Origin of the sequence: Brucella anthropi ATCC 49188 (assembly GCF_000017405.1) — a bacterium.
GTDB classification, from domain to species: domain Bacteria; phylum Pseudomonadota; class Alphaproteobacteria; order Rhizobiales; family Rhizobiaceae; genus Brucella; species Brucella anthropi.
This window is the reverse complement of sequence record NC_009667.1, coordinates 1,450,251-1,473,545: the sequence shown is the minus strand read 5'-3', so window position 1 is coordinate 1,473,545 and position 23,295 is coordinate 1,450,251. Positions and strand designations below refer to the sequence as shown.

Below are 23,295 nucleotides of genomic sequence, written 5' to 3'. Positions count from 1 at the left end.
ACCTTAATAAAACAGCCGCTGTTCGCAGCGGCCTATCCAGACATAGAAGAAACGACCGTGACCATTGAAAAGCCACCCGCCACATCAGCGCCCATCGTCGAGATGAAAGACGTGCGCCGAATGTTCGGCGATACGGCAGCTATCAATGGCGTTTCGCTTTCCGTCGCGCGCGGCGAAATTCTCGGCATCATCGGTCGCAGCGGCGCGGGCAAGTCCACGCTGATCCGTTGCGTCAACGGCCTTGAAAAGCCGGACGCCGGTTCGATCCTGATCGAAGGTCGCGAAATCACTGGTCTTGGCGAAGACGCACTGCGCCCCTTGCGCCGCCGCATCGGCATGGTGTTCCAGCATTTCAATCTGCTTTCGGCCAAGACGGTTGCGGAAAACATCGCTTTGCCGCTGAAGATCGCGGGCAAGCCGAAGGCCGAACGCGCCAGGCGTGTCGCGGAACTTCTGGAACTGGTCGGCCTTTCCGACAAGGCAAAGCATTATCCAGCCCAGCTTTCCGGTGGTCAGAAGCAGCGCGTCGGCATTGCCCGCGCCCTTGCTGCCGAACCGGCTGTGCTGCTTTCGGACGAAGCGACATCCGCGCTCGACCCGGAAACCACGCAGTCCATTCTGGCGCTGCTGAAAGACATCAACACCAAGCTCGGTCTCACCATCCTGCTCATCACGCATGAGATGGAAGTCATCCGCCGCATTGCCGACCGCGTCATCGTGCTCGACCACGGCGCTATCGCCGAGGAAGGTCCGGTCTGGAAAGTCTTCGCCAATCCGCTATCGCCCGTCACGCAAAGCATGTTGCAGGTGCTGACGCCGGAACTGCCTGCCGTCTGGCGCGACCAGCTGGAAAAATCCGGCGCCCTCGCCGTGCTGAAGGTAAAGCTGTCGGGCGCAGCCGCAAAAGGCGCCTTCTTCAACGATGTGACAGTGACCACCGGCCTTGTGCCGCAACTGATCCATGGCGGCATGGACACGATCCAGGGAGAGCCAGTCGGCACGCTCTTCATCAGCCTGCCCGCTGAGGACAAAGCGAAGTTCGACGCCGCAATCACCTATCTCAACACCCATGCAGACGCCACGGAGGTACTCGGCTATGTCTCAGGCGATGCTTGATCTTCTCTGGCGCTCCTTCTGGGAGACCATCATCATGACCGGCTTTTCGAGCCTGATCTCGCTTGTCGTCGGTCTGCCGCTCGCACTCATCATGATCCTGACTGAACGGGGTGGCCTCGCACAGAACCTGACGCTGAACACGATCCTCGGCGCCATCATCAATGGCTTCCGCTCGGTTCCGTTCATCATTCTGCTGGTGGCGCTCATTCCCGTCACGCGCTTCATCGTCGGCACGTCCATCGGCACATGGGCCTCCATCGTGCCGCTTTCCATTGCCGCTATTCCCTATTATGCGCGTATTGCGGAAGTGTCGTTGCGTGAAGTGGACCACGGCCTCATCGAAGCCGCGCGCTCCATGGGTGCAAACCGCTGGACCATCGTGCGCGAAGTGCTGGTTCCGGAAGCCCTGCCGGGCATCATCGCGGGCTTCACGGTCACGATCATCACTCTGGTCGGCGCATCGGCAATGGCGGGCGCCATCGGTGCTGGCGGTCTCGGCGATCTTGCCATTCGCTATGGCTATCAGCGCTTCGAGACGCAGATCATGATCGCAGTCGTGATCATCCTCATCATCATGGTTTGCGGCATCCAGTGGATCGGCGACCGGCTGGTGAGCCGTCTGGACAAGCGCAACCTGCGCGCCTGACCCTTTACTGGTCCGCTTATCTTTTCCTCTCGCGGAAACCCGCTTCCAGCGTGTTTCCGTCGGGATCGAAGACCAGTGCCGCGTAATAGCCCATCTCTTCCGGTCCCTGATAGCCGGGGCCGCCACTATCCCTGCCGCCTGCCTTCAGCGCGGCCTCATGAAACGCCTCCACCGCCTCGCGGCTTCCGGCTGTAAACATCAGGTGCAGGCGGTCGCCGGGCTTGCCCTCGCCAGCGCCTGCCCCATCGTGGCTGCCATGGATCCACAGAAACGGAACCGGCGCCCGCTCTCCCCCACTGACGAAGAAACCGCTGCCTGATCGGGCAATGACCTCCAGGCCAAGTTCGGGCATACAGCTTTCGTAAAAGGAAAGGCTGCGATTGACGTTACGGGCTTTGAATCCGATGTGATCGAAGAGCGACATAAGATTCAATATATCGCGGCCAACTATAAAGAAAAGCGGCGCTTTCGATTTTGGAAAACGCCGCTATCACTCTTCAATTCTTGATAAGATCGAAGGTTATCCGCGTGTGCGGGCCAGACCGTCTTTTGCAGGCTGGTATTTCGGATCAAGCTGTACCGCGCGCGAATAGGAATTTGCAGCCTTGGCCTTGTCGCCATTGTGCTCGTAGACAAGCGCCTGATTGGCCCAGCTTTCCGCAATATTCTGATCGAGCGTAATGGCTGTGTTGAAATCGTCGAAGGCATTGTCGTAGTCGCCGAGCGCCACATAGGAAATGCCGCGACCGTTATAAGGTTCCGGCGCCGTGGAATTGAGCGAAATTGCCTTGGAGAAATCCTCGATGGCCTGCTTGTGCTGGCCCTTGGCCTGATAGATCAGGCCGCGATTATGGTAGGCGCGACCGTCGGTGGTCTGCAGGGCAATAGCCTGATTGAAGTCGCTGAGCGCCTGATCAAGACGACCGGCCTGACGATAGACATTGCCGCGCCCGATATAGGCAGCGTCATATTGCGAATTTAGCTGGATGGCCTTGCTGTAATCCTGCACGGCCTTGGTGCTGTCACCCATATAGCGATAGACCAGCGCGCGGTTGGCATAGGCCTGATAGAAATTCGGATTGAGCGCTATTGCCTGATCAAAATCGCGCAGCGCTTCCTTGTAGCGCCCGGACTTGCCATAGGCGGAACCACGCACATTGTAGCCTTCCGGATCGCGCGGATTGCTCTGGATCACGCTTGTCAGCGAACTGATGTTCTCGCTCGACCCCTGCGCCTTATCGACAGTGCTGAGTGCGGTGGTTGTGGAGCTTTGGCAGCCAGCAACGGTCAAAGCCAGAAGTGCGGCGGCAATGAGAAGGCCGTTTCGACCTGTTCCAGACGATTGCATCATCTTCAAGCGCGTGGGCAACGACTGCATTCCTTTCAGCTCGCATAGGGGCGCAAGGCCCTTCTGCCTCTTTTCCATCCCGTGCCAGCCCGGTTTCCGGAGCTAACTCATGCCGGGCTATTCTGTCTGTTACGGTACTATACTGGTCTCAACCAGCAGATAAAAACAGCAAAAAGGCGGCATGTTCTTAAGCTTGGCTTGCCTTCGGATAGCCCGCCTGACAGTTGAATATCCTAATTATTTGTTTTTACACATAATGGTGTGCAAGAAGTCCAGAAACTTTTCGTAACGCTGCATTAAAAATAGAGGCTCGAAGTTATGAAAATACATCCAGTGGTCTGATTCCGACATTTGCATCCCTCGGATATAAGCGCTGAGCAAATGTCGGAATCAAAAAGACCACTAGTAACTTTATGTATCTAGTGGATTTTTCGAATTTGACGTTTGAAACGGGATTAATGTCGGACGGGTATCAAACGTCAAATTCAATCCACTAGCCGACATAAAATCGTTTCACACTGCACGGGAAACATCTCAAATATCTGAAGTCAAAACGTGCAAAATCCGGCGCAAGCTGAAGCCAGCACCGGAAAGCAAAAAAGGCGCTGTCCAGCAGCGCCTGTTTTCAAGGTCGATCAGCGAGCGCCCGGACGGCCGCCGATGAGGCCTTCACGCTGAGCGCGCTTACGGGCCAGCTTGCGTGCACGACGAACGGCTTCTGCCTTTTCGCGAGCGCGCTTTTCGGACGGCTTTTCATAGTGGCCGCGCATCTTCATTTCGCGGAAGATACCTTCGCGCTGCATCTTTTTCTTGAGAGCGCGGAGAGCCTGATCAACATTATTATCGCGGACGAGTACCTGCACGTGTATTCCCGTATCGGTTAGAATTTCGGTTAAGCCTGAGGCCGTTAGGGGGTCTTTTAACGATTTCAGCCGGTCTGACCGGCCGAGCAACGCCCAAAGGCTCCCAAGCTTCGCAACGGATACGCTGCAAATTGGTCGTGGCTAATACCAGAAAGAGCCCACCCTGTCCACCTCAAGATGCAACTTTGCCCACCGGCTTGCGTGAAATACCGGCTTGCACACGAATTACTATGGCCGCAACCGCGCGAATAGGCTATGCGGCACGCGTTTCCCGCATAATTCGGCCTCAATAGCTATGCATAGCATTTTGCCAGCAAACCGATAATGCCTCCTCTCAATTTATCCGATTCTCCTGATGTCCCTCCGCAAACGACTCGTTATCCAGTTCACAGGCTATGAAGGCCTGCACCCGAAAGCCGTCCGCGTGCGCCACGCGCAGGCCCTGAAGGATTTCGACCGCCTGTGGAAGGCAAAGACCAAGCTTCCGCCCATGACCGAGGAGCCTGACGATTGCGGCACGACCACTGCCGTCACCGTGGGCAATGGCTGGCAGACGGAAACCGAATTCTGCCAGTTCGGCACTGCGGATATTTTTGACGATTACGCCGCGCGCTCCACACCGAAGCGGATGCTGACCGGCTTTCACGCATTCCTGAACATCCTCTTCACCGGAACGCTGTGGCGCTATCTGACGACGAGCTGGCGCTTTGTCCTGTTTTTCCTGTGGCCATTTCTGCTGTCGCTGGCGATTCTGACTATCGCTGCCTTGCTCGCTTTCACACCGATGGCAGCAGGCCTTTCCGCGCTGCATCTCTTGTGGTCGGTTCCGCTTGCCGCCGTCGTCGCAACCCTGCTCGTGCGCAAACCCGGCGACCGGTTTTTCATGTCCTATCTGCTCGACGACTGGTCTGCGGCCTATGATCGTATCCACGGGCGCAACGAGAAGCTCAACCAGCGGCGCAAGGCTTTTGCGGAAGCCCTGAAGCAGAAGATCGAAGCCAGCAATGCCGATGAGGTCATCATCGTTGCGCATAGTCTTGGCACGGTTCCAGCCGTGGAAGCGCTTGCCGATCTGCAGCGCGAGCGTCCCGATCTTCTGGCAAAACAGCCCGTGTCGCTGCTCGCCATCGGCTCATGCCTGATGATGATCGCCCTTCACCCAAAGGCAAAGTCGCTACGCGAGGACGCGCGCGTGGTGATCGAGGAAAGCCCGGTCCTGTGGTCGGAATTCCAGGTGCTGACCGACATTATCCACTTCTACGGCTCGAACCCGGCCAAGGTTCTGAAGCTAGAGACCACCAACCCGCCGCTTATCAACCGCATCCGCTTCAAGAACGTGCACAGCGAAAACCGCTACAAGCGGTCGAAGGGCAATTTCTTCCTGATGCATCTGCTTTACATGCGCGGGGCGGAGAAGAAGAACTTCTACGATTTCGGCATGTTCCTGCACGGCCCGTTCTTCTTCCGCGAGCTGATGACCGAACACAAAGGAAAAGCCGCCCCTCTCGATGAAGAAGGACGGCTTCCAGTTCGACATAGCGAAGCGGCTTGAACTGCTTAAGCCTCCGACGGCTCCACGACGGCAATCGTCAGCCAGGTGGCCGTCAGCGCAGGCTTCAGCGAGTTTTCGATTTCCAGCGTCACATCATAATGATTGACCACGCGACCTGACGGGCGGATATCCGCATCCGCCAGCTTGAAGCGGGCGCGCACGCGGGCGCCGGTCTTGACTGGCGACATGAAGCGCAGCTTGTCGAAGCCGTAATTGATGCCCATCGTAGCACCTTCCAGCATCGGAAGCGCTTCGTAAGCCAGCGTAGAGAGTAGCGACAGCGTCAGGAAGCCATGCGCGATGGTGCCGCCAAACGGCGTTTCCTTGGCGGCGCGTTCCGGGTCGACATGGATGAACTGATGATCGTCGGTCGCATCTGCGAACTGGTTGATCATTTCCTGCGTGACTTCGCGCCACTCGGAACATCCGACTTCCGTGCCGATTGCCTCGCGCAACTGGTCGAGCGTGATTGCGTCTTTCATTCGCTGGCTATTCCTGCTGATGTGATTTGCCTTGTGTTTAACCAATAAAGCCTGGTGTCTGAATCAAAAAGTGGCAGGCCATGGCGAAAATGGTGATTTCGAGAACCGGAGCGCAATGTACTTAAATGTACATGAGCACCGGAAGCGCAGAAATTGCCATTTGCAGTCCGGCATGGCGACTTTTGGATCAGACACTCAGGCGGCAACCAGAATTTCCCGTGCTATATCATCCCAGTGCGAGAAAACCCTATGCGCCCCCCTGCCCGTCAATTTTTCGGCGTGCCCGGTATAAGTATGTCCGCCGCCCGTATAGCCGAATGCCGTCATGCCTGCCGCGATAGCGCCTTCGACACCGAAGGGAGAATCCTCGATCACCACGCAACGCGCCGGATCGATGCCCATCTTGTCGGCTGCAAACAGGAACAGGTCTGGCGCCGGCTTGCCGCGCTTGACCATGCTGGACGAGTAAACGGCATCGCCGAAATAATGGCTGATGCCGGTCTTTTCCAGGCTGAACGCGATACGCTCCGGCTGCGACGACGATGCAACGCAACGCTTTTGCGGCAGATCGCGCAGGAAATTGGCAATGCCGATGGTTGGCTGCAGAGCCTCCGCGAACAGGATTTTCGTCTCGGGCCAGAATTGGCTGGTGGCCTCCTCCGGCAGACGGTGCCCGGTCATGTCCTCAATCATCTTCATGATATCGGCCTGCTTCATGCCGATGCCCTTGGCGACCGTTCCTTCCGGCAGCTTCATGCCGTGATTGGCATAGACCTGCTCGAAAGCCAGACAGGAAAGCGGCTCGCTATCGACAAGAACGCCGTCACAGTCGAAGATCACGAGATCGAAAGGGGATACGCTGCTCATTTTGGCTCCAGTGGCCCACTAAAGGGATGCATATTTTGTCGCGCAGTTTGGGGATGCGCGTCTGTCAGTGTTGATATAGAGACTGTTCATCCAATACGCATCTATAACAACATAAGCGTGACAAAATTACCGCGAAGAAGCGGCCTTGAAGTTTTGCGGAGAGTTTCATGACGACAAATGTGGCACTGGTAGGACTGGCGCGCGATCTCGCAGCGCGAGCGGAAACCGGCAAGCCGATCCGCATCGGTCTGATTGGCGCTGGCGAAATGGGCACCGACATCGTCACGCAGGTGGCGCGGATGCAGGGCATCGAAGTCGGCGCTCTTTCTGCCCGCAGACTGCCCAACACTTTCAAAGCTGTCCGCACCGCCTATGGCGACGAGGAAAACGCGCGAGAAGCCCGCACAGAATCCGCAATGACCAGCGCCATCGAAAGCGGCAAGATCGCCGTCACCGATGACAATGACCTGATCCTTTCCAACCCGCTGCTCGATGTCATCATCGATGCGACTGGTATTCCGGAAGTGGGGGCTCAGACCGGCATCAAGGCCATCCGTAACGGCAAGCACCTCGTCATGATGAATGTCGAGGCGGATGTCACCATCGGGCCCTACCTCAAGGCCGAGGCCGACAAGCACGGCGTGATCTATTCCCTTGGCGCGGGCGACGAGCCGTCATCCTGCATGGAACTGATCGAGTTCGTTTCCGCCATGGGGCACAAGGTCGTGGCCGCTGGCAAAGGCAAGAACAATCCGCTCAATTTCGACGCGATCCCAGACGATTATCAGGAAGAAGCCGACCGCCGGAATATGAATGTCCGCCTGCTGGTGGAGTTCGTCGATGGTTCCAAAACGATGGTTGAAATGGCGGCCATCGCCAATGCAACCGGCCTTGTGCCGGATATTGCGGGCATGCATGGCCCCAAGGCAGCCATTGACGAGCTGAACCGCACTTTGATTCCGAAGGAAGACGGCGGTGTTCTGAACAAGACCGGCGTGGTCGATTATTCCATCGGGCGCGGCGTGTCGCCCGGTGTCTTCGTCATCGCCAAGATGGAACATCCGCGCCTTGTCGAACGTCTGGAAGACCTGAAGATGGGCAAAGGCCCCTACTTCACCTTCCATCGGCCTTTCCACCTCACCTCGCTGGAAGTACCGCTCACCGTCGCTCGTGTCGTGCTGCACGGCAAGACCGATATGGTGCCGCTGCCAAAGCCTGTGGCGGAAGTCTGCGCCGTCGCCAAGAAGGACTTGCAGCCCGGCGATCATCTGGATGCCATCGGGCAATATTGCTACCGCTCGTGGATCATGACGACGCCTGAAGCGCATGCGGCCAAGGCCATCCCCTGCGGCCTGCTCCAGAACGGCACGGTCATCGCGCCGATCAGGAAGGGCGAACTCATCACCTATGCCAATGCGGCACCGCAGCCGGGCTCCAAGATCGCCGAACTGCGCGCGTTGCAGGACAAGATGATCTACGGCTGAAGCCCGATCGAAAACTCAAACAAAAAGGCGGCTCGAAGCCGCCTTTTTGTTTTCCAACCGGGCACCCCGGCCTTATGAGATTCGGGGAAATGGCGTGCCGAAAATGGTGAGGTTCGAGAACCAGAGCGGAGTGTACTTAACGTACATGAGCACCGGAAGCGCAGAACCGCGCCATTTGCAGGCCGCCAGAACCCGAATATCGAAGGCCTAGTGATCGAGGGCTTTCACAATACTCTCCACCATCTTCTTCGCATCGGCGAAGAGCATCATGGTGTTGTCGCGGAAGAACAGTTCGTTTTCCACGCCCGCATAGCCGGAGCCCATGCCGCGCTTGATGAACAGAACCGTGCCAGCCTTGTCGACATCGAGGATCGGCATGCCGAAGATCGGTGACTTCGGATCGGTCTTCGCCGCCGGATTGGTGACGTCGTTCGCGCCGATCACGAAAGCCACATCGGCCTGCGCGAATTCCGAATTGATGTCTTCCAGCTCGAACACTTCATCGTAAGGCACGTTGGCCTCGGCCAGAAGCACGTTCATATGGCCCGGCATACGACCGGCCACCGGATGGATGGCGTATTTGACTTCCACGCCTTCGGCCTTGAGCTTGTCGGCCATTTCACGCAGCGCGTGCTGGGCCTGCGCCACCGCCATGCCATAGCCCGGCACGATGATGACCTTGGAAGCGTTCTTCATGATGAAGGCCGCGTCGTCGGCAGAACCCTGCTTGACCGGGCGCTGTTCGACCTCGCCAGCCGGACCGCCGGACGTATCGCCGCCAAAGCCGCCGAGAATGACCGAGATGAACGAACGGTTCATGCCCTTACACATGATGTAGGACAGGATCGCGCCCGAAGAGCCGACCAGCGCGCCGGTGATGATCAGCGCCAGATTGCCGAGCGTGAAGCCGATGCCTGCCGCTGCCCAGCCCGAATAGGAATTGAGCATGGAGACCACGACCGGCATGTCTGCGCCGCCGATTGGCACGATGATCAGCACGCCGAACACCAGCGACAGAAGCACGATCAGCCAGAACACGAAATGGCTTTCGGTGTTTACCAGCACAACGACCAGCAACACGATGGCTGCGGCCAAAGCGGCGTTGATGACATGACGTCCCGGCAGCATGATCGGCTTGCCCGACATGCGACCATCAAGCTTGAGGAAGGCGATGATCGAGCCAGTGAAGGTGATTGCGCCGATGGCCACGCCCAGCGACATTTCGATCAGCGCCTGACCGTGGATCTGGCCCACTTCGCCGATACCGAAGGAATGCGGCGAGTAAATTGCGGCAGCGGCCACGAGAACGGCGGCAAGACCGATCAACGAGTGGAACGCGGCAACAAGCTGCGGCATGGCCGTCATGGCGATGCGGCGTGCGATGACGGCACCGATACCGCCGCCAATGGCGATGCCGACCACGATGAGAGCCAGACCGCCGAAGCTTGGACGCGCCAGCAGAAGCGTGGTGACGATGGAAATCGCCATACCGATCATGCCGTACATATTGCCCTGACGGCTGGTCGTCGGATGCGACAGGCCGCGCAGCGCCAGAATGAACAACACGCCGGAGACGAGATAAAGGAAGGCTGCGAGATTAACGCTCATAATGGTTCAGCCTCACTTTTCTTTTTTCTTGTACATGGCGAGCATGCGCTGGGTGACCAGGAAGCCGCCGAAAATGTTGACGCTCGCCAGAATGAGCGCAATGAAACCGAAGCCGGTTGCCCAGCCCGAAAGCGAAAGGCCGACGGCCAGAAGCGCGCCCACCACGATCACCGATGAAATGGCGTTTGTGACGGCCATCAGCGGCGTGTGCAGTGCAGGCGTGACCGACCACACAACATAGTAGCCGACGAAAATCGACAGGATGAAAATCGCAAAGCGGAACACGAACGGATCGATCGCACCGCCCGATGCGGCATGTGCGGCAGCCGCTGCTGCATCACCCAGACCGCCTGCATTTTCCGCTGCCTGCCTTACGGCATCTGCCGCCTGATTAAGGCCCTCAAGGGCTTTGTCGAGATTTGTATCGGCCATTATGCCTCTCCTCCATCAACTGGAGACTTGGGGGAAGACGTCGTCTTCGGCGCCTTTGCAGGTGCTTTTTTGGCAGGCTTGGCAGCCGCCTTCGGCGCCGCTGCCTTTGCTGCCGGTTTTTCCGCTTTCGGTTTCGGCGCGGCCTTTGGCTTTGCAGCCTTTTCAGCGACAGCCGGAGCCGCTGCTGTCTCAGCCGTGGCGAACGCCGGATGCAAGATCTTGCCCTGATGGGTCAGAAGCGTAGCCTTGACCAGCTCTTCTTCCGGGTCGATTTTCAGGACCTTGGCTTCCTTGTCGACCAGCGTTTCGACGAAGGCGATCAGGTTGCGTGCATAAAGCTGCGATGCGCTCGCGGCGATGCGGCCCGACACATTGAGGTGACCGACGATCCTGACGCCGTTCACGTCAGCGATCTCGCCTGCAACTGCGCCTTCGACATTGCCGCCGCGCTCGACCGCGAGATCGACCAGCACGGAACCCGGACGCATGGAAGCAACCATTTCCTTGGAAACCAGACGCGGCGCCGGACGCCCCGGAATGAGCGCCGTTGTGATGACGATATCCTGCTTGGCGATATGGTCGGCAACAAGTGCGGCCTGCTTCGCCTGATATTCCTTCGACATTTCCTTGGCGTAGCCGCCGGAAGTTTCCGCAGCCTTGAACTCTTCGTCCTCAACGGCGATGAACTTCGCGCCGAGCGAAGCAACCTGCTCCTTGGCGGCGGGGCGAACGTCGGTTGCCGTCACGACAGCACCGAGACGGCGCGCCGTTGCAATGGCCTGAAGACCGGCAACGCCTGCCCCCATAACGAACACTTTGGCGGCAGGCACGGTGCCCGCTGCCGTCATCATCATCGGCATGGCGCGGTCATAGACTTCCGCCGCATCGATCACCGCCTGATAACCGGCGAGGTTTGCTTGGCTCGACAAGACGTCCATCACTTGAGCACGGGTGATGCGCGGCATGAACTCCATCGTGAAAGCGGAAATGCCAGCCTTGGCAAGGGCCGCTACAGCGTCTTCATGGCCGTAGGGATCAAGCATGGCGAAAAGCGCTGCGCCCGATTTATACCCTTTGAGTTCCGCATCCGTCGGACGCCGCACCTTGAGTACCACATCCGCCGTTTTGGCATCCGCCACTGTGCCGATGCGGGCACCGGCTGCCGTAAACTCGGCATCGGGAATGCGCGATTTCTCGCCAGCGCCTTTTTCCACCACAACGTCGAAACCGAGCGCGATGAACTTCTTCACCGTCTCCGCCGACGCAGCAACGCGGGTCTCGCTGGGGTCACTCTCTTTCGGGATAAATAACGTCTGGGCCAAGCTGGTTTCCCTTTCGTGGCGTTCTTCCGGGGTTCCCCCGGTCAGGCGGCATTACGGGCTTCCGGGAAGAAGCCCTTTTAGAGCGCGTTTCGAACTGATTGAATCAGATCGAAACGCGCTCTAACTATTGTTTTGTAACGCGCATCTGGTCCGAAAACCGTTTCACACTTTTCGGGATGCGCTCTAAAAATGAACTACAGACATGCATAAACCCTCGGCACGGTACCCCATGCCAAGGCATTCGATCAAATCGTGCGGGTTAATCCCGGTTCAGCACCAAAGCTGCATCGTGCGCCACCGGTTGGTCTCCATCCGGCGGCGAAAGGATGCGCTAGAGGATGAACCAGGCAGCGACACAAACTAGAATGAAAAGAACGGTCGCGGAGAAGAAACCACCAGCAAAAAAGCCGAACGCCATGGCAATCATAAGGGCGACGAGCGCCACCGTGCCCCATTTAACCAGGCCCGTGAAACCGGCATAAGTTTTCTCATGCTCGGAATAATCCATCGGTGCGCCAAGTTCAGCCGGAGCCGTCGTATGATGTTCTGCCATTTTAGTTCCACCCATTCAGAATTTCCGCCCATACACCGTCATGTTAAGCGAAAATAACTGCAATCTTCAATGTGCGACCGAACAAACCGATGCTTTGACAGCAAGGCTTTTCGTCGCACTACCCTCTCTCCGCAGAAGCGGTTCCGCAATCTTCGTAAAGCGAAACCACCCCTCTGGCTACATTTAATTGTTTAATATCCGGCGATGTTTTTAGATTCTTATACGCCGAGGCCAGTATATTTCGCCGTCGGCAAAATCGTCAGCGGCACGGAACTGCTGCGCATGTCACCAAACATCGCATGGCGTTCATGCGGCTGCGACTTGAAAAACGGAAAGCGCACCGCCACCGCATCGCGAATATTGCGGATAGGTGCGGAACCAAGCCCGACCCTGATTCCATAGCCTTCATGTTCGCGCGCATCGGCCATGACAGAGGTGCCGAATATGCGTTTGTAGAACGCCATATGTTCCGGCTTCACCGAGGCAAGACATTGATCTGCCGCGAAAAATTCGGATGCCATCGCCGCGATGCGCAGCGTGATGTAGGGAATGGCCGGGTATTCGCTCAATAGCTCGGGATCGGCGGCAAAACGGGTCGGATCAACAAAATGCATACCGCTATTGAGCAGCGGATCAAGAATATCCGGGAACAGTGCATAGCTCGTGCCGCGACGATGATCGGGCGTAATATGATGGATGCGCAGCGTGCTGACCAATTGCCCGTCCACATACACACCATAGACGAAGGCATGGCTGTCGCGGTCGATATCATCAACGATAGACGGCACTTCCGCCTCATGCATGACATTGCGGGTTCGGTAGGAACGGTAACGCAGACGACCGATTTCCTCGAGGTCCTCCGCATGGACAATGCGGCGATATTCCACCCGGTCGAGAAACTGCAACAGCTGTCGCGCGAAATTGGACAATGGCGGTTTATCGCCTGTAACAGCTGTATTCGTCATGCAATCGATTTTCCGCACCCCACAAATCAGTGCGCAGAATATGCGCCTTTATCAGCGTGTAAAGATATAACTTTTTGCACTGCCTTTTTATTGCCCCACAAAAAACACTCCTTCGCCATAATTGGATTGTGCTTTTGCGCGCGCCAAACGAGATAAAAATGCAAAATGGCCCATCTGGGGCCATTTCACGAATTTGCCTTGATTTGAAAACGAGCCTTCAAAGCGCGTTGGCGATAGCCTGAAACGCATACATCGTTTCGTCCTTCATATCCTGCCCGTCGACATTGTAATTGGAATATGCCGAGGTCTTGGCAATGACGACACCTTTGGCAGGATTGACATAGATGAACTGCCCATAGATGCCAACGGCACTATAGTCGCCCTGCCAGTCAACCGGCGTCCACCACTGATAGCCATAGCCGAACGGGATTTTGCCGAGTGCATCCTTGCGACCGGGCATCAGATAAGGCGCATCCGGCGTTACCGAATCGTGCACCCATTGCGCCGGCACAAGCTGCTCACCCTTGAAGTTGCGACCCTCATTGAGATAGAGCAGGCCGAAACGTGCATAATCGCGAAGCACGGCATTCATGCCGGCCCCGGCAGCAGCTTCACCCGTGGGATCCACCGCCCAATAGACATCGGCTTCCGCTCCAAGCTTTGACCAGAGTTTGTCCTTCAAATAATCCTGAAAACGAACACCAGTCGCGCCTTCCAAAACCAGCCCGAGCACTTGCGTATCCGCCGACACATAGTGGCTGAGCGTTCCCTGCGGGCGTTCATTTTTCAGATGTGCGGTGAAATTTGTGATCGAGCCAGTCAGAAGCTCGACAGCATACCGAACGATATCGGAATTGAGATCACCATAGTTCTCGTTAAATCCGATGCCAGACGCCATCTGCAGCACGTTCTTGACCGTCACGCCCTTGTATCCGCCCTCGGCCAGCACCGGCGCATAGCGGTCGACTGGCTGGTTGATATCGATCAGACCGTCCCGAACGGCATTGCCGACAAGGAAGGAAACGACAGATTTCGACATGGAAAATGCGATGCTCTGGGTGGCCTCGGTATTGCCGTGATCATATTCCTCGTGGACGATCACGCCGTCTTTCAGAACAATGAAACCGGTCGTGCCGCCGCGCTTCAGCCAGTCGGAAATCTTGCGGGTCTCACCCTTGTAGACAAAAGTCTCCGGCAAGGGCCGCTCTTCTTTCACCAGCTGGCTGACTTCACCCTCATGCGGGATGCGCACCGATGGATAGCGCCTGTAAACGTTGCGGAAGTTTTCAAAAATTTCCGGCCCCTTGAACATCTGGGCATATTGATAGACCGCCCAGCTTTCGTGGATTTTCTTCCAGAAGACCGCAGTACCAACACCGGCAAGAACAACAAGCCCGATCAGTCCATATAAAGCATAGCGAAAAAATCGTTTCATCGCCTCCCCTTTAAATATTCAAATTGAATTTTATAGACATTTTATAAGCAAATAACGAAATACTTATATACATCCTCCTAAGACATTAAGAGCATGATACGTGCATCTCAAAAAATCCCAATTATTATATTTATATTCAAATTCCTGTGATTTAAACGAGAAGTGGCAACGACATTGAGCATCGTAGATGAGACATGCCGAACACTTCGCAGTACTTTGAAAAACCGCGAGAAGCTCGTCCAATACAAACAGTTAAATCTGAAATAATCAGGCGACGGTTCGCCCGCCGTCGCGGCGCGCTGCGGCTTTCGTGGTCATAGCGCTGATCGCTTCCACAGGCACAGGCATACCGAGAAGATAGCCCTGTACGAGATCGGCACCCGCCGCCACACGGATCAGCGCAAGCTGTTCCTCTGTTTCGACACCTTCGACTGTCACGCCCAGCCCAAGCTCGTGCGAAAGCTGTGTAACGCCGCGAAGCAGCATGAGCGAGCGCCGGTCGGTGGTAATGTCGCGCACGAAGGAACGGTCGACCTTCACCTTGGTCAATTGCAAGGTATTGAGATAGCTGAGACTGGAATAGCCGGTGCCGAAATCATCCAGTGCGATATTGATCCCGGCGTTCTTGAGCCGCTGCAACACCATCGAAGTTTTGTTGCGGTCCGAGATGATGGCGCTTTCCGTCACTTCCACCTCAAGGCGGTGAGCCGGAAGGCCCGATTTCTGCAAGGCATTGGCGATGTCGCGGGCGATGTCATTGCTTTTCAGATCGATGGCCGAAAGATTGACCGAAACACCGATGCGGTCGCCCCATGACAGACAGTCGGCACAGGCCTGCGCCAGCATGAAGCGGGTAATGTCGGTGATGATGCCCATTTCTTCCGCAAGCGGAATGAATTCCGCAGGCGGCACAAAGCCAAGCTGCGGATGCTCCCAGCGCGCCAGCGCTTCACACGCAACAACGCGCAGGGACTGCGCGCTGACGATGGGCTGATAGACGACCTTGATCTCGCCATGCTCGATGGCAAGCCGCAAATCGGCTTTGAGTTTCTGGCGCCCGCGATATTTGGTGTCCATCGCATCGATGAAGATCGACCAGGGCTTGTCTTCCATGCTTTTGGCTTCGTAGAGCGCCAGATCGGCGCTGATATGCATGCTGCCGACATCGCATCTTCCGATATCCTCGATCGCGATGCCAGCGCTGATATCGATATGCACCTGATCGCCGTCGAGATCGTAGACGCCGGTCACGACGGTCATGATATGATCCATCACGCCTGCAACGTCGGCCTCGCTGCGCAGATTGAAGACGAACACCACGAATTCGTCGCCGCCGAAGCGTGACGCGACGAAACGCTGCGGATCGAGCGAGTTCAGCCGCTCTGCAAACAGGCGCAGCAATACGTCACCGGTATGATGCCCCAACGTATCGTTGACATGCTTGAAATGATTGATGTCGATGACGATGAGCGCAGCCTGCGTGCCCGCTTGCTGGTGGGAACGCATGGATCGCACCAGGGTTTCGAAATAATTGCGGTTCGGCAGGCCTGTCAGGCCGTCATAACGCGCCATATGCTGAATGCGCGCTTCCGCTTCCACGCGCTGCGTCACATCCTCGAACATCAGGACGGCCCCCTCATTGAGGGTCTGATTGCCGATACATTCGATATAACGCTGGTTCGAAAGCTGGAAAATATCGCGCGTGCGCTTGCCCAGCAGAAGATCCTGCATGCGCACATGCACACTTTTCAGGTCGTTTTGCGGAAACAGTCCCTTCTTCGCGCAATAGCGCAGCAGAACATCGAGCTTGCGGCCATGCAGCTTGGTGTGTTCAGCGATCTGCAACATCGCCTTGGCCTTATTGTTGATGACCGCAATGCGCTGCTGGCTGTCGAACATCAGCAAGCCCTGCGGCATGTTGTTGAGGGCAGCATCGAAACGCCCGGCCACAATGGACAGGCGTCGCTTGCCCATGACTGCAGCGAAGAGAAACTCGCGCAGACCGTTTGCCATCTGGATGTTGGACAGGAAATACGGGATCAGCAGCAGGCCAATGATGACGTGAAACGGCGTTCCCGCCAGAATAAGCCCGGCCAGAACCGGGATCAGCGTGCAGGCCGACATCAGAACAACGGCTTTCGCCGATGCATAATTGCGGCCCACAATGGAAACGACCGAAGCAAGCAGCACGGTCAGGCTGGCAAGTTCGGCAAAGGAATCCCTGAGCACATAGCTTGAGAAGAAACACAACATGCCGAGCGTCAGGCAGACGGCGGACGCACCGATCAGATAGCGTGTTTCCCAGCGGTCGAGATCGGCATGGGACAGCGACTGCTGTTTTGCCTGGTCGAACTTGTGCATATCGAAGATGCGACCAACAGCAATGATGGCAAATACACCGCCAAAAACCAGATAGCGCCAGTCATCGGTTTTCACATAGATGACGACACAGGCTACAACGTGCGCGAGCAAGCCAAACCAGAGCGTGGTACGATTACCATACAGCGCTCTGAGAAAAGATAGCCGCACATCTGCAGGTATCTCAGGTTTACGGCTTTGCCACATATCGATGCATTTATCCCTTATACGGGGAGGCAATATCGCACTAATGACTTAAAAATATCTTTCGGGATATTAAACCACAAGCTGTCACGACAACCACCATAAGATGTATTCAGATATTTTTTAAGGAAAACCACAGACGCACAACCCTCAACGGGCAATCACAACCATTGGCATACATGTTTTAGTCGTCCTAATATTACTGAAATGGCTAAAATGGGAGAACAGGGACAGGTTAGTTTCCGCATTCCCGAGAATTAATCCAGATTAGTCGATGTGGATATTCTACCGCCAGACCCCCGTCCGTTAGAGAAAAAACCTGCCATACAAGTCACGACGCGGGAAATAACCGCTAAAGAAACTTCCAACCTTGTCAGAGCTGATGACCGCCATCCACGGTGATGACGGAACCCGTCATATAGCGGCTGGCATCGGAAGCCAGCATCAGCACAACCCCGTCCAGATCCTCAGGCTCGCCGAGGCGCCGCATCGGGTTCCGCCCTTTGAAGTAGCCCCCGGCAGGGCCTTGCAGCTGATCTTCATTGATTCGCGTTGGAAACCATCCGGGGGAAATCGCGTTGACGCGAATATCGTGCGCGGCCCATTCCAGCGCCAGCGCCCGCGTCATCTGCGTCACGCAGGCCTTGGACATGGAATAGGCGGCAGCCCCCTTCTGCGGACGCTCACCCAGAATGCTGGTCGTATTGACGATGGAGCCGCCCTCGCCGCGCTCGATCATGCGACGTGCGGCTTCCTGCGCCACAAAAAAGGCGCCTGCGACATTGACCTCGAATATATGCTCCAGCATATCGCGCGTCGTGTCGAGCGCGCGTGCCATATGCGCGACACCGGCATTGTTGAAGAGCGTCGTTATCGGTCCGAAGCGTTCTTCCGCTTCATCAAAAGCACGCACGATTTCATCCGGATGGGTTACATCCGCCATGATTTCGAGCACTTCGCCGCCCGATGGGCAAATGCTTTCGCCTGCATGGGTGCGCGAGATCGAAATCACGCGCGCACCGTGCCCCGCCAGCACATGAACCATGCGCAGGCCCAACCCCGAAGACCCTCCCGTCACGGCAATAACCTTGCCCCTGACGGAAAAAAGCTGATCGTCAGTCATTCATCCCCTCAACTGCCAATCCCTCTTTATACCTTCCTAGAATATAGAGATCGGCATTTGAACCATCTTCGACCGTAAAAATCGGTTCAAATCAACACAATACACAGAAGGCACGACGAAAGACCTATGGCGCAGCCGAAAGACGACACCTGTTCGTGATTGCGCGACCCATTGCGGAGAAGTAAGGAACAGAGCAGATAAGAGCATAATCCGACTGGTGGATACGAACATTATGCCCAAGACTTCTCGCCCTCTCGTTGCCGTACCGACAGATGTGAAGCCATTTGAAAACTACACCTGGCACGCAGCACCCCAGCAATATCTGGCAGCCGCCATCGACGTCGCAGGTGTAACGCCGCTTCTGGTGCCAAGTTTTGGCGACAAGATGGATTTCGATGCCATTCTGGATGCGGTGGACGGCGTTCTCGTCACAGGTTCCAAATCCAACGTCAATCCGGCGCTTTATGGCGTCGAACCGAGCGCCGCGTTCGAGCCCTATGACAATGCCCGCGATGCGACATCGCTGCCACTCATCCGCGCAGCCATCGAAAAAGGTGTTCCGGTGCTGGCCATCTGCCGCGGCATACAGGAGCTGAACGTCGCACTGGGCGGCACGCTCGCCACCGAAATTCAGGAAATGGAAGGCCGGATGGACCACCGCGCCCCGGAATCCGAAAGCCAGGCCGAGCGCTTCGCCATCCAGCACCCGATCAAGCTCAACCCGAACTCATGCCTTGCGGAAATCCTCAAAGAAGAAAGCGTGCGCGTGAACTCCGTTCACCGTCAGGCCATCGACAAGCTTGCACCGCAGCTTGAAGTCGAGGCTGTGGCCGAAGACGGTACGGTTGAAGCCGTCTCCGTGAAGAATGCGAAGGGATTTGTCGTCGGCGTGCAGTGGCACCCGGAATATTGGGCGCATTCCGATGCTCCGTCGCGCAAGATATTCGAGGCGTTCGGAGAGGCTGTGCGTCAACATCAGGCAGTAGGACAGTAGGGGTAAAAGTTCGTTGCGGTCATCCGCAATCAAAACATATTCCCCTACTCGCCTGACAGACTGCTTTAGCCTTGCACATGCACCGTTTCCGGCACCGGCGTGATCGCCTTGCCGGTGTCGAACCATGCAATGAGATTGTCGATCACCAGATCCGCCATGGCCTGACGGGTCTTTTGCGATGCGGATGCGATATGCGGCAGCAAAACCGTGTTGGGCGCATCAAGCAGGCCTTGTGGCACTGACGGTTCGTTCGCGAAAACATCCAGACCTGCAGCAGCGATGGTGCCATCGTTCAGCGCTGCGGCCAGCGCATCTTCATCAACCAGCGAACCGCGCCCGACATTGATCAGCACACCGTCCGGACCGAGCGCCTTCAGCACTTCGGCATTGACTGCCTTTGCGGTTTCCGCGCCGCCCGGTGCGACCAGAATAAGTGTGTCCACCGCCTTGGCCAGCTCGAGCAGGGTCGGATAATAATCGTAGGCGACGCCTTCAGCCTTGCGACGATTGTGATAGGAAACCGGCAGTCCGAAAGCTTCGACACGATGGGCGACCGCCTTGCCGATGCGGCCAAGGCCGAAAATGCCGACCTTGCGCCCACGCAAGGATAGCTTCGACAGCGGATAGCGGCCTTCCTTCACCCAATTGCCTGCACGCAGGAATTCCTGCGACTTCGACAATTCCCGCACCGTATCAATCAGAAGGCCAAGCGCCGTATCGGCTACTTCGTCGGTCAGCACGTCCGGCGTGTTGGTGACCATGACATTTTTCACGCCGGCATGTTTTGCATCGACCGCATCGTAACCGACGCCAAAATTGCCGATGATTTTCAGATTGGGCAATGCATCGATCAGCGCCGCATCGACGGTGGACATGCTGGCAATACCATATATGTCGCCTGCCCAGTCGGCATCGACCAGCGCCGCGTCACCGCGTGGTATGCGGCGCACCGAAAACTCACCGGACAGACGCTCGACGGCATAATCATTGAAGTTTCCGAGCACCAGAACGGTTGCGTCGCGCTTGGTCATGACAATATTCCTCTGGATTCCTCTGGACAGCATGTCGCAGTTCGTGAGGGACCGGCGACCGGTTAACCCAAAGGCTGCAACCGGGGCCGGAGCGGGGGAAATCAGCCGTGTTTCGGCTTGGATGTCGATTGCCGGATATGCAGTTCCGGCTTGATAAGTTCCTGCATCGAAGAAACCTCGACGCCGTTGAGCTGGTCCAGCAGTGCGCGAGCGGCACGGCGTCCCACTTCACGCTGTCCGTTCCAGACGGTCGTCAGCGCTGGCGTTGCGATCGCCGCTTCCTCGAGATCGTCATAGCCGGTCACGGAAATGTCCTCGCCCGGCACCAGCCCGGCGCGAGCAATGCCGTTCATCAGGCCGATGGCGGTCAGATCGTTCCAGCAGACCGCAGCCGTCGGCTTGTCTTTCAGCGCCAGAAATTGCGGCGCGACTTCAAAGCCGCCCTGCTTCGTGCGCGGCCCGGCAATGCGCCAGTCGGGGCGAACCTCCAGCCCGGCCTTTTCCATGGCCTGCACATAGCCGCGATAACGGTCACGACCCGTCGAGGTCTGATCCGTACCGCCGATCATCGCGATGCGCGTATGACCGAGCGAAATAAGGTGATTGGTGGCAAGGCCGATACCATAGGCATCGTCACCCCGGAAAACCGGCGCATGAACACCCTCGACGCTACGCGCGATCAGCACGACCGGCAGGCCGTTATCTTCCGCAAGCTGGATGTCTTCCGGCGGCGTGCCGATAGCGGGCGACATAATGACCCCATCCGCGCCGAGCTGCAAAAGCGTATCCATAAAGGTGCGCTGCTTTTCGAGCTGATCGTAATGGTTGGACAGGATGAAGGTCTGCCGCGACCGGTCCAGTTCCGTTTCGATGGATTTGAGAATTTCCGCGAAGAACGGATTCATGATGTCATGCACCACGACGCCGACAATGCCGGAGCGTGAGGTGCGCAGGCTCGCAGCGCGACGGTTATAGATATAACCGATGGCGCGGGCATGTTCCTTGATCTTCTCGCGAGTCTGGTCGGCAACGAGGGGACTGTCGCGCAAAGCGAGCGAAACTGTGGCTGTCGAAACACCAAGCGCATCCGCGATGGTCGATAGCTTTATTTTCTGGGCCAAGTCGCCTCCCCAAAATGGTCCGTGCCGCAGTCGGAGACGCGGCCGCAACCTGACAAGGTGAGACGCGACCGTTCGTCTTGCGAACGGTTATGCCATTGCAAACCTTGAATTGGAAGCATTTTCGATAGCACGCATCTTGAAAAGTGTTTCACGGTTTCCCGCCAAGATGCGCGTCAAAACAAATAGTTAGAGCTTGATAAGCGACAGGCCTATTCCACGTCGTCCTCTTCAAGCACTTCCGTTTCAGGCTCATCGGGAATGCGCGTGACACCGCGAAGCGCAAGATTGCTCTCCATCCGGCTCAGCATCTTGAGGAAGGTCTTGCGATCTTTCTTGTCGAGCCCCTTCAGCATGTCCTTCTCGGTCTTGCGAATGGATTTCTCGATTGCCTTGATGGTCTCCAGACCCGTCTGCGTAAGATAGACATGCGACTGGCGCTGATCGGTTTCCGAGGCGCGCTTCGCCACGAACCCCTGCCCCTGCAGACGCGCAATGGTTTTGGTGATGGTCGGCGGACGCACACCCAGCCGCTGTGCAAGAACGCCGGGTGTCAGCCCGTCTTCCGCAGCCAGTTGCAACATGACTGCATCCTGCCCCGCATAAAGCCCCTGTTCCAGAAGCCGCGTGGCCAGCACCGTCCGCGACAGTCTTGCCACGGATTGCAGCCGGTAAAGTACAACCGCCTTATTGTCCTTGCTCATCGCCACCTCGCCCTTGTTGGCACTTTGATGCGCATCCCGAAAAGCATCCAACGGTTTTCGGACAAGATACGCTGTTCAAAATAAACCAGTTACTGTCGCCTGATCGATAGTCCCATCCATCCATATATCGTAAAATATTGTCCGACTTATGAAACAACAAGGCCCGGTTGCTGTCATGGCTAACGGACGTTAGGGTCAGGACCCAATAAAACAAATAAAGCGAGGAAAACATGACCGACCTGCGCGATCAAAACAGCGACATGATTGTCGTTCTGCCCCTTGGCGCTCACGAACAGCATGGGCCTCATTTGCCGTTTGAAACGGATACGATCATCGCCGAAGGCATTGTCGCGCGTGTCAGCGATGCGCTGCCTGCCGAACTGAACGTCAATTTTCTGCCCGCACAGCCGGTCGGCTATTCCATCGAACACATGGATACCGAAGGAACCCAGAGCCTCGCCTTTGCCGAGGCCGTGAACCAGTGGATCGGCATTGGTGAAAACCTTCACGCTGGCGGCATTCGCAAACTGGTCATGCTGAACGCGCATGGCGGAAATTCGCCATTGATGACAATTGTCGCAACGGAACTGCGCACGCGGCTCGACATGCTGGCGGTTGCCACGAGCTGGACCCGTTTCGGTCTGCCGGAAGGCCTGATTACGCCGGAGGAAAAAGCGCTCGATATTCATGGCGGCTTCATCGAGACATCGGTGATGCTGGCGCTGCGCCCCGATCTGGTGGACATGTCGAAGGCACGCAATTTCTCCAACGCCCAGTCACGTTACGCCGAGGAATTCAAGTTCCTGCGCGCCTATGGCCCTCATGCCTTCGGCTGGAAGATGCACGATCTCAACCCGGAAGGGGTTGCTGGCAACGCTGCTGCCGCAACGGCAGAAGCCGGGGAAAGGCTGATCACCAACGCGGTGACGGGCTTTATCGAACTGCTGCGCGATGTCGACAGGTTCGATCTCGCCCGGTTCGAATTGCAACGTCTCGCCAATCAGGCAGGTTAGACACTGCAAGGCCCGTGTTCCAACTGGCGTGAATGTGATTAGGCGAATGTAATATTATAGCATTGCATATGGCATTC

The 23,295-nt window shown here is 56.8% G+C and carries 22 protein-coding genes; 6 read left to right on the top strand and 16 right to left on the bottom strand.

The window, feature by feature from the left end; genetic code table 11:
- The first annotated feature begins 57 nt into the window (after positions 1-57).
- Together OANT_RS07200 and OANT_RS07195 are read left to right on the top strand one after the other, a co-directional pair.
- Positions 58-1,116, top strand: coding sequence for a methionine ABC transporter ATP-binding protein (locus OANT_RS07200; RefSeq protein WP_040129125.1), 1,059 nt, complete (start codon positions 58-60; stop codon positions 1,114-1,116).
- On the top strand, positions 1,097-1,762 hold the full coding sequence (locus OANT_RS07195; RefSeq protein WP_010659461.1) for a methionine ABC transporter permease: 666 nt from the start codon (positions 1,097-1,099) through the stop codon (positions 1,760-1,762). Before OANT_RS07200 ends, OANT_RS07195 begins: the two co-directional genes overlap by 20 nt.
- 16 nt (positions 1,763-1,778) lie before the next feature.
- On the opposite strand, the gene OANT_RS07190 is transcribed toward OANT_RS07195, so the two are convergent.
- From OANT_RS07190 to rpsU, 3 genes are all read right to left on the bottom strand, one after another.
- Complete coding sequence (locus OANT_RS07190; RefSeq protein ID WP_012091469.1) at positions 1,779-2,186, bottom strand: VOC family protein; 408 nt, start codon at positions 2,184-2,186, stop codon at positions 1,779-1,781.
- A gap of 96 nt (positions 2,187-2,282) precedes the next feature.
- On the bottom strand, positions 2,283-3,140 hold the full coding sequence (locus OANT_RS07185) for a tetratricopeptide repeat protein (RefSeq protein ID WP_010659459.1): 858 nt from the start codon (positions 3,138-3,140) through the stop codon (positions 2,283-2,285).
- 605 nt (positions 3,141-3,745) lie between these two features.
- Complete coding sequence (gene rpsU, locus OANT_RS07180; RefSeq protein WP_010659458.1) at positions 3,746-3,973, bottom strand: 30S ribosomal protein S21; 228 nt, start codon at positions 3,971-3,973, stop codon at positions 3,746-3,748.
- 355 nt (positions 3,974-4,328) lie between these two features.
- Between rpsU and OANT_RS07175 the strand changes: the two genes are divergently transcribed.
- Positions 4,329-5,525: a hypothetical protein gene (locus OANT_RS07175; protein ID WP_012091467.1), complete on the top strand. Its 1,197-nt coding sequence runs from the start codon at positions 4,329-4,331 to the stop codon at positions 5,523-5,525.
- 5 nt (positions 5,526-5,530) lie between these two features.
- On the opposite strand, the gene OANT_RS07170 is transcribed toward OANT_RS07175, so the two are convergent.
- A complete protein-coding gene (locus OANT_RS07170; RefSeq protein ID WP_012091466.1) occupies positions 5,531-6,007 on the bottom strand; it encodes a MaoC family dehydratase in 477 nt (158 codons plus the stop codon).
- A gap of 195 nt (positions 6,008-6,202) precedes the next feature.
- Positions 6,203-6,874 carry an HAD family hydrolase gene (locus tag OANT_RS07165; protein WP_012091465.1) on the bottom strand — a complete coding sequence of 224 codons (672 nt, stop codon included), beginning with the start codon at positions 6,872-6,874 and terminating at the stop codon, positions 6,203-6,205.
- 167 nt (positions 6,875-7,041) lie between these two features.
- Here OANT_RS07165 and OANT_RS07160 point away from each other — a divergent pair, with 167 nt between their 5' ends.
- A complete protein-coding gene (locus tag OANT_RS07160; RefSeq protein WP_012091464.1) occupies positions 7,042-8,358 on the top strand; it encodes a 1-deoxy-D-ribulose 5-phosphate reductoisomerase in 1,317 nt (438 codons plus the stop codon).
- Positions 8,359-8,565: 207 nt separating this feature from the next.
- Here the strand turns inward: OANT_RS07160 and OANT_RS07155 are convergent, their stop codons facing one another.
- The 8 genes from OANT_RS07155 to OANT_RS07120 all read right to left on the bottom strand — a co-directional run bounded on the left by OANT_RS07155 (position 8,566) and on the right by OANT_RS07120 (position 18,358).
- Positions 8,566-9,966, bottom strand: coding sequence for an NAD(P)(+) transhydrogenase (Re/Si-specific) subunit beta (locus tag OANT_RS07155; protein WP_012091463.1), 1,401 nt, complete (start codon positions 9,964-9,966; stop codon positions 8,566-8,568).
- A gap of 12 nt (positions 9,967-9,978) precedes the next feature.
- Positions 9,979-10,398 (bottom strand): proton-translocating transhydrogenase family protein, encoded by a 420-nt coding sequence (locus OANT_RS07150; RefSeq protein WP_012091462.1) that lies wholly within the window; start codon positions 10,396-10,398, stop codon positions 9,979-9,981.
- Positions 10,398-11,720, bottom strand: coding sequence for a Re/Si-specific NAD(P)(+) transhydrogenase subunit alpha (locus tag OANT_RS07145; protein ID WP_012091461.1), 1,323 nt, complete (start codon positions 11,718-11,720; stop codon positions 10,398-10,400). Before OANT_RS07145 ends, OANT_RS07150 begins: the two co-directional genes overlap by 1 nt.
- A gap of 331 nt (positions 11,721-12,051) precedes the next feature.
- Positions 12,052-12,273, bottom strand: a complete 222-nt coding sequence (locus OANT_RS07140) for an aa3-type cytochrome c oxidase subunit IV (RefSeq protein ID WP_010659450.1) — start codon at positions 12,271-12,273, stop codon at positions 12,052-12,054.
- Positions 12,274-12,491: 218 nt separating this feature from the next.
- Positions 12,492-13,238, bottom strand: coding sequence for an N-acyl amino acid synthase FeeM domain-containing protein (locus OANT_RS07135; RefSeq protein WP_010659449.1), 747 nt, complete (start codon positions 13,236-13,238; stop codon positions 12,492-12,494).
- 217 nt (positions 13,239-13,455) lie between these two features.
- Positions 13,456-14,673, bottom strand: a complete 1,218-nt coding sequence (locus OANT_RS07130; protein ID WP_012091460.1) for a serine hydrolase domain-containing protein — start codon at positions 14,671-14,673, stop codon at positions 13,456-13,458.
- Between the two features lie 267 nt (positions 14,674-14,940).
- The gene (locus OANT_RS07125) at positions 14,941-17,238 is read right to left on the bottom strand and encodes a putative bifunctional diguanylate cyclase/phosphodiesterase (RefSeq protein ID WP_012091459.1); all 2,298 of its coding nucleotides are present in this window, start codon (positions 17,236-17,238) and stop codon (positions 14,941-14,943) included.
- Positions 17,239-17,608: 370 nt separating this feature from the next.
- Entirely contained in the window at positions 17,609-18,358 is a 750-nt protein-coding gene (locus OANT_RS07120) for an SDR family NAD(P)-dependent oxidoreductase (RefSeq protein ID WP_012091458.1), read from the bottom strand.
- Positions 18,359-18,590: 232 nt separating this feature from the next.
- Between OANT_RS07120 and OANT_RS07115 the strand changes: the two genes are divergently transcribed.
- On the top strand, positions 18,591-19,352 hold the full coding sequence (locus OANT_RS07115) for a gamma-glutamyl-gamma-aminobutyrate hydrolase family protein (RefSeq protein ID WP_012091457.1): 762 nt from the start codon (positions 18,591-18,593) through the stop codon (positions 19,350-19,352).
- A gap of 65 nt (positions 19,353-19,417) precedes the next feature.
- On the opposite strand, the gene OANT_RS07110 is transcribed toward OANT_RS07115, so the two are convergent.
- The 3 genes from OANT_RS07110 to OANT_RS25525 form a co-directional block, all read right to left on the bottom strand.
- Entirely contained in the window at positions 19,418-20,383 is a 966-nt protein-coding gene (locus OANT_RS07110) for a 2-hydroxyacid dehydrogenase (RefSeq protein WP_012091456.1), read from the bottom strand.
- Positions 20,384-20,484: 101 nt separating this feature from the next.
- Positions 20,485-21,504, bottom strand: coding sequence for a LacI family DNA-binding transcriptional regulator (locus tag OANT_RS07105; RefSeq protein ID WP_006471199.1), 1,020 nt, complete (start codon positions 21,502-21,504; stop codon positions 20,485-20,487).
- Positions 21,505-21,713: 209 nt separating this feature from the next.
- Positions 21,714-22,205 carry a MarR family winged helix-turn-helix transcriptional regulator gene (locus OANT_RS25525; RefSeq protein WP_012091455.1) on the bottom strand — a complete coding sequence of 164 codons (492 nt, stop codon included), beginning with the start codon at positions 22,203-22,205 and terminating at the stop codon, positions 21,714-21,716.
- 230 nt (positions 22,206-22,435) lie between these two features.
- Here OANT_RS25525 and OANT_RS07095 point away from each other — a divergent pair, with 230 nt between their 5' ends.
- Positions 22,436-23,218: a creatininase family protein gene (locus tag OANT_RS07095; RefSeq protein ID WP_012091454.1), complete on the top strand. Its 783-nt coding sequence runs from the start codon at positions 22,436-22,438 to the stop codon at positions 23,216-23,218.
- The last annotated feature ends 77 nt before the right edge of the window (positions 23,219-23,295 follow it).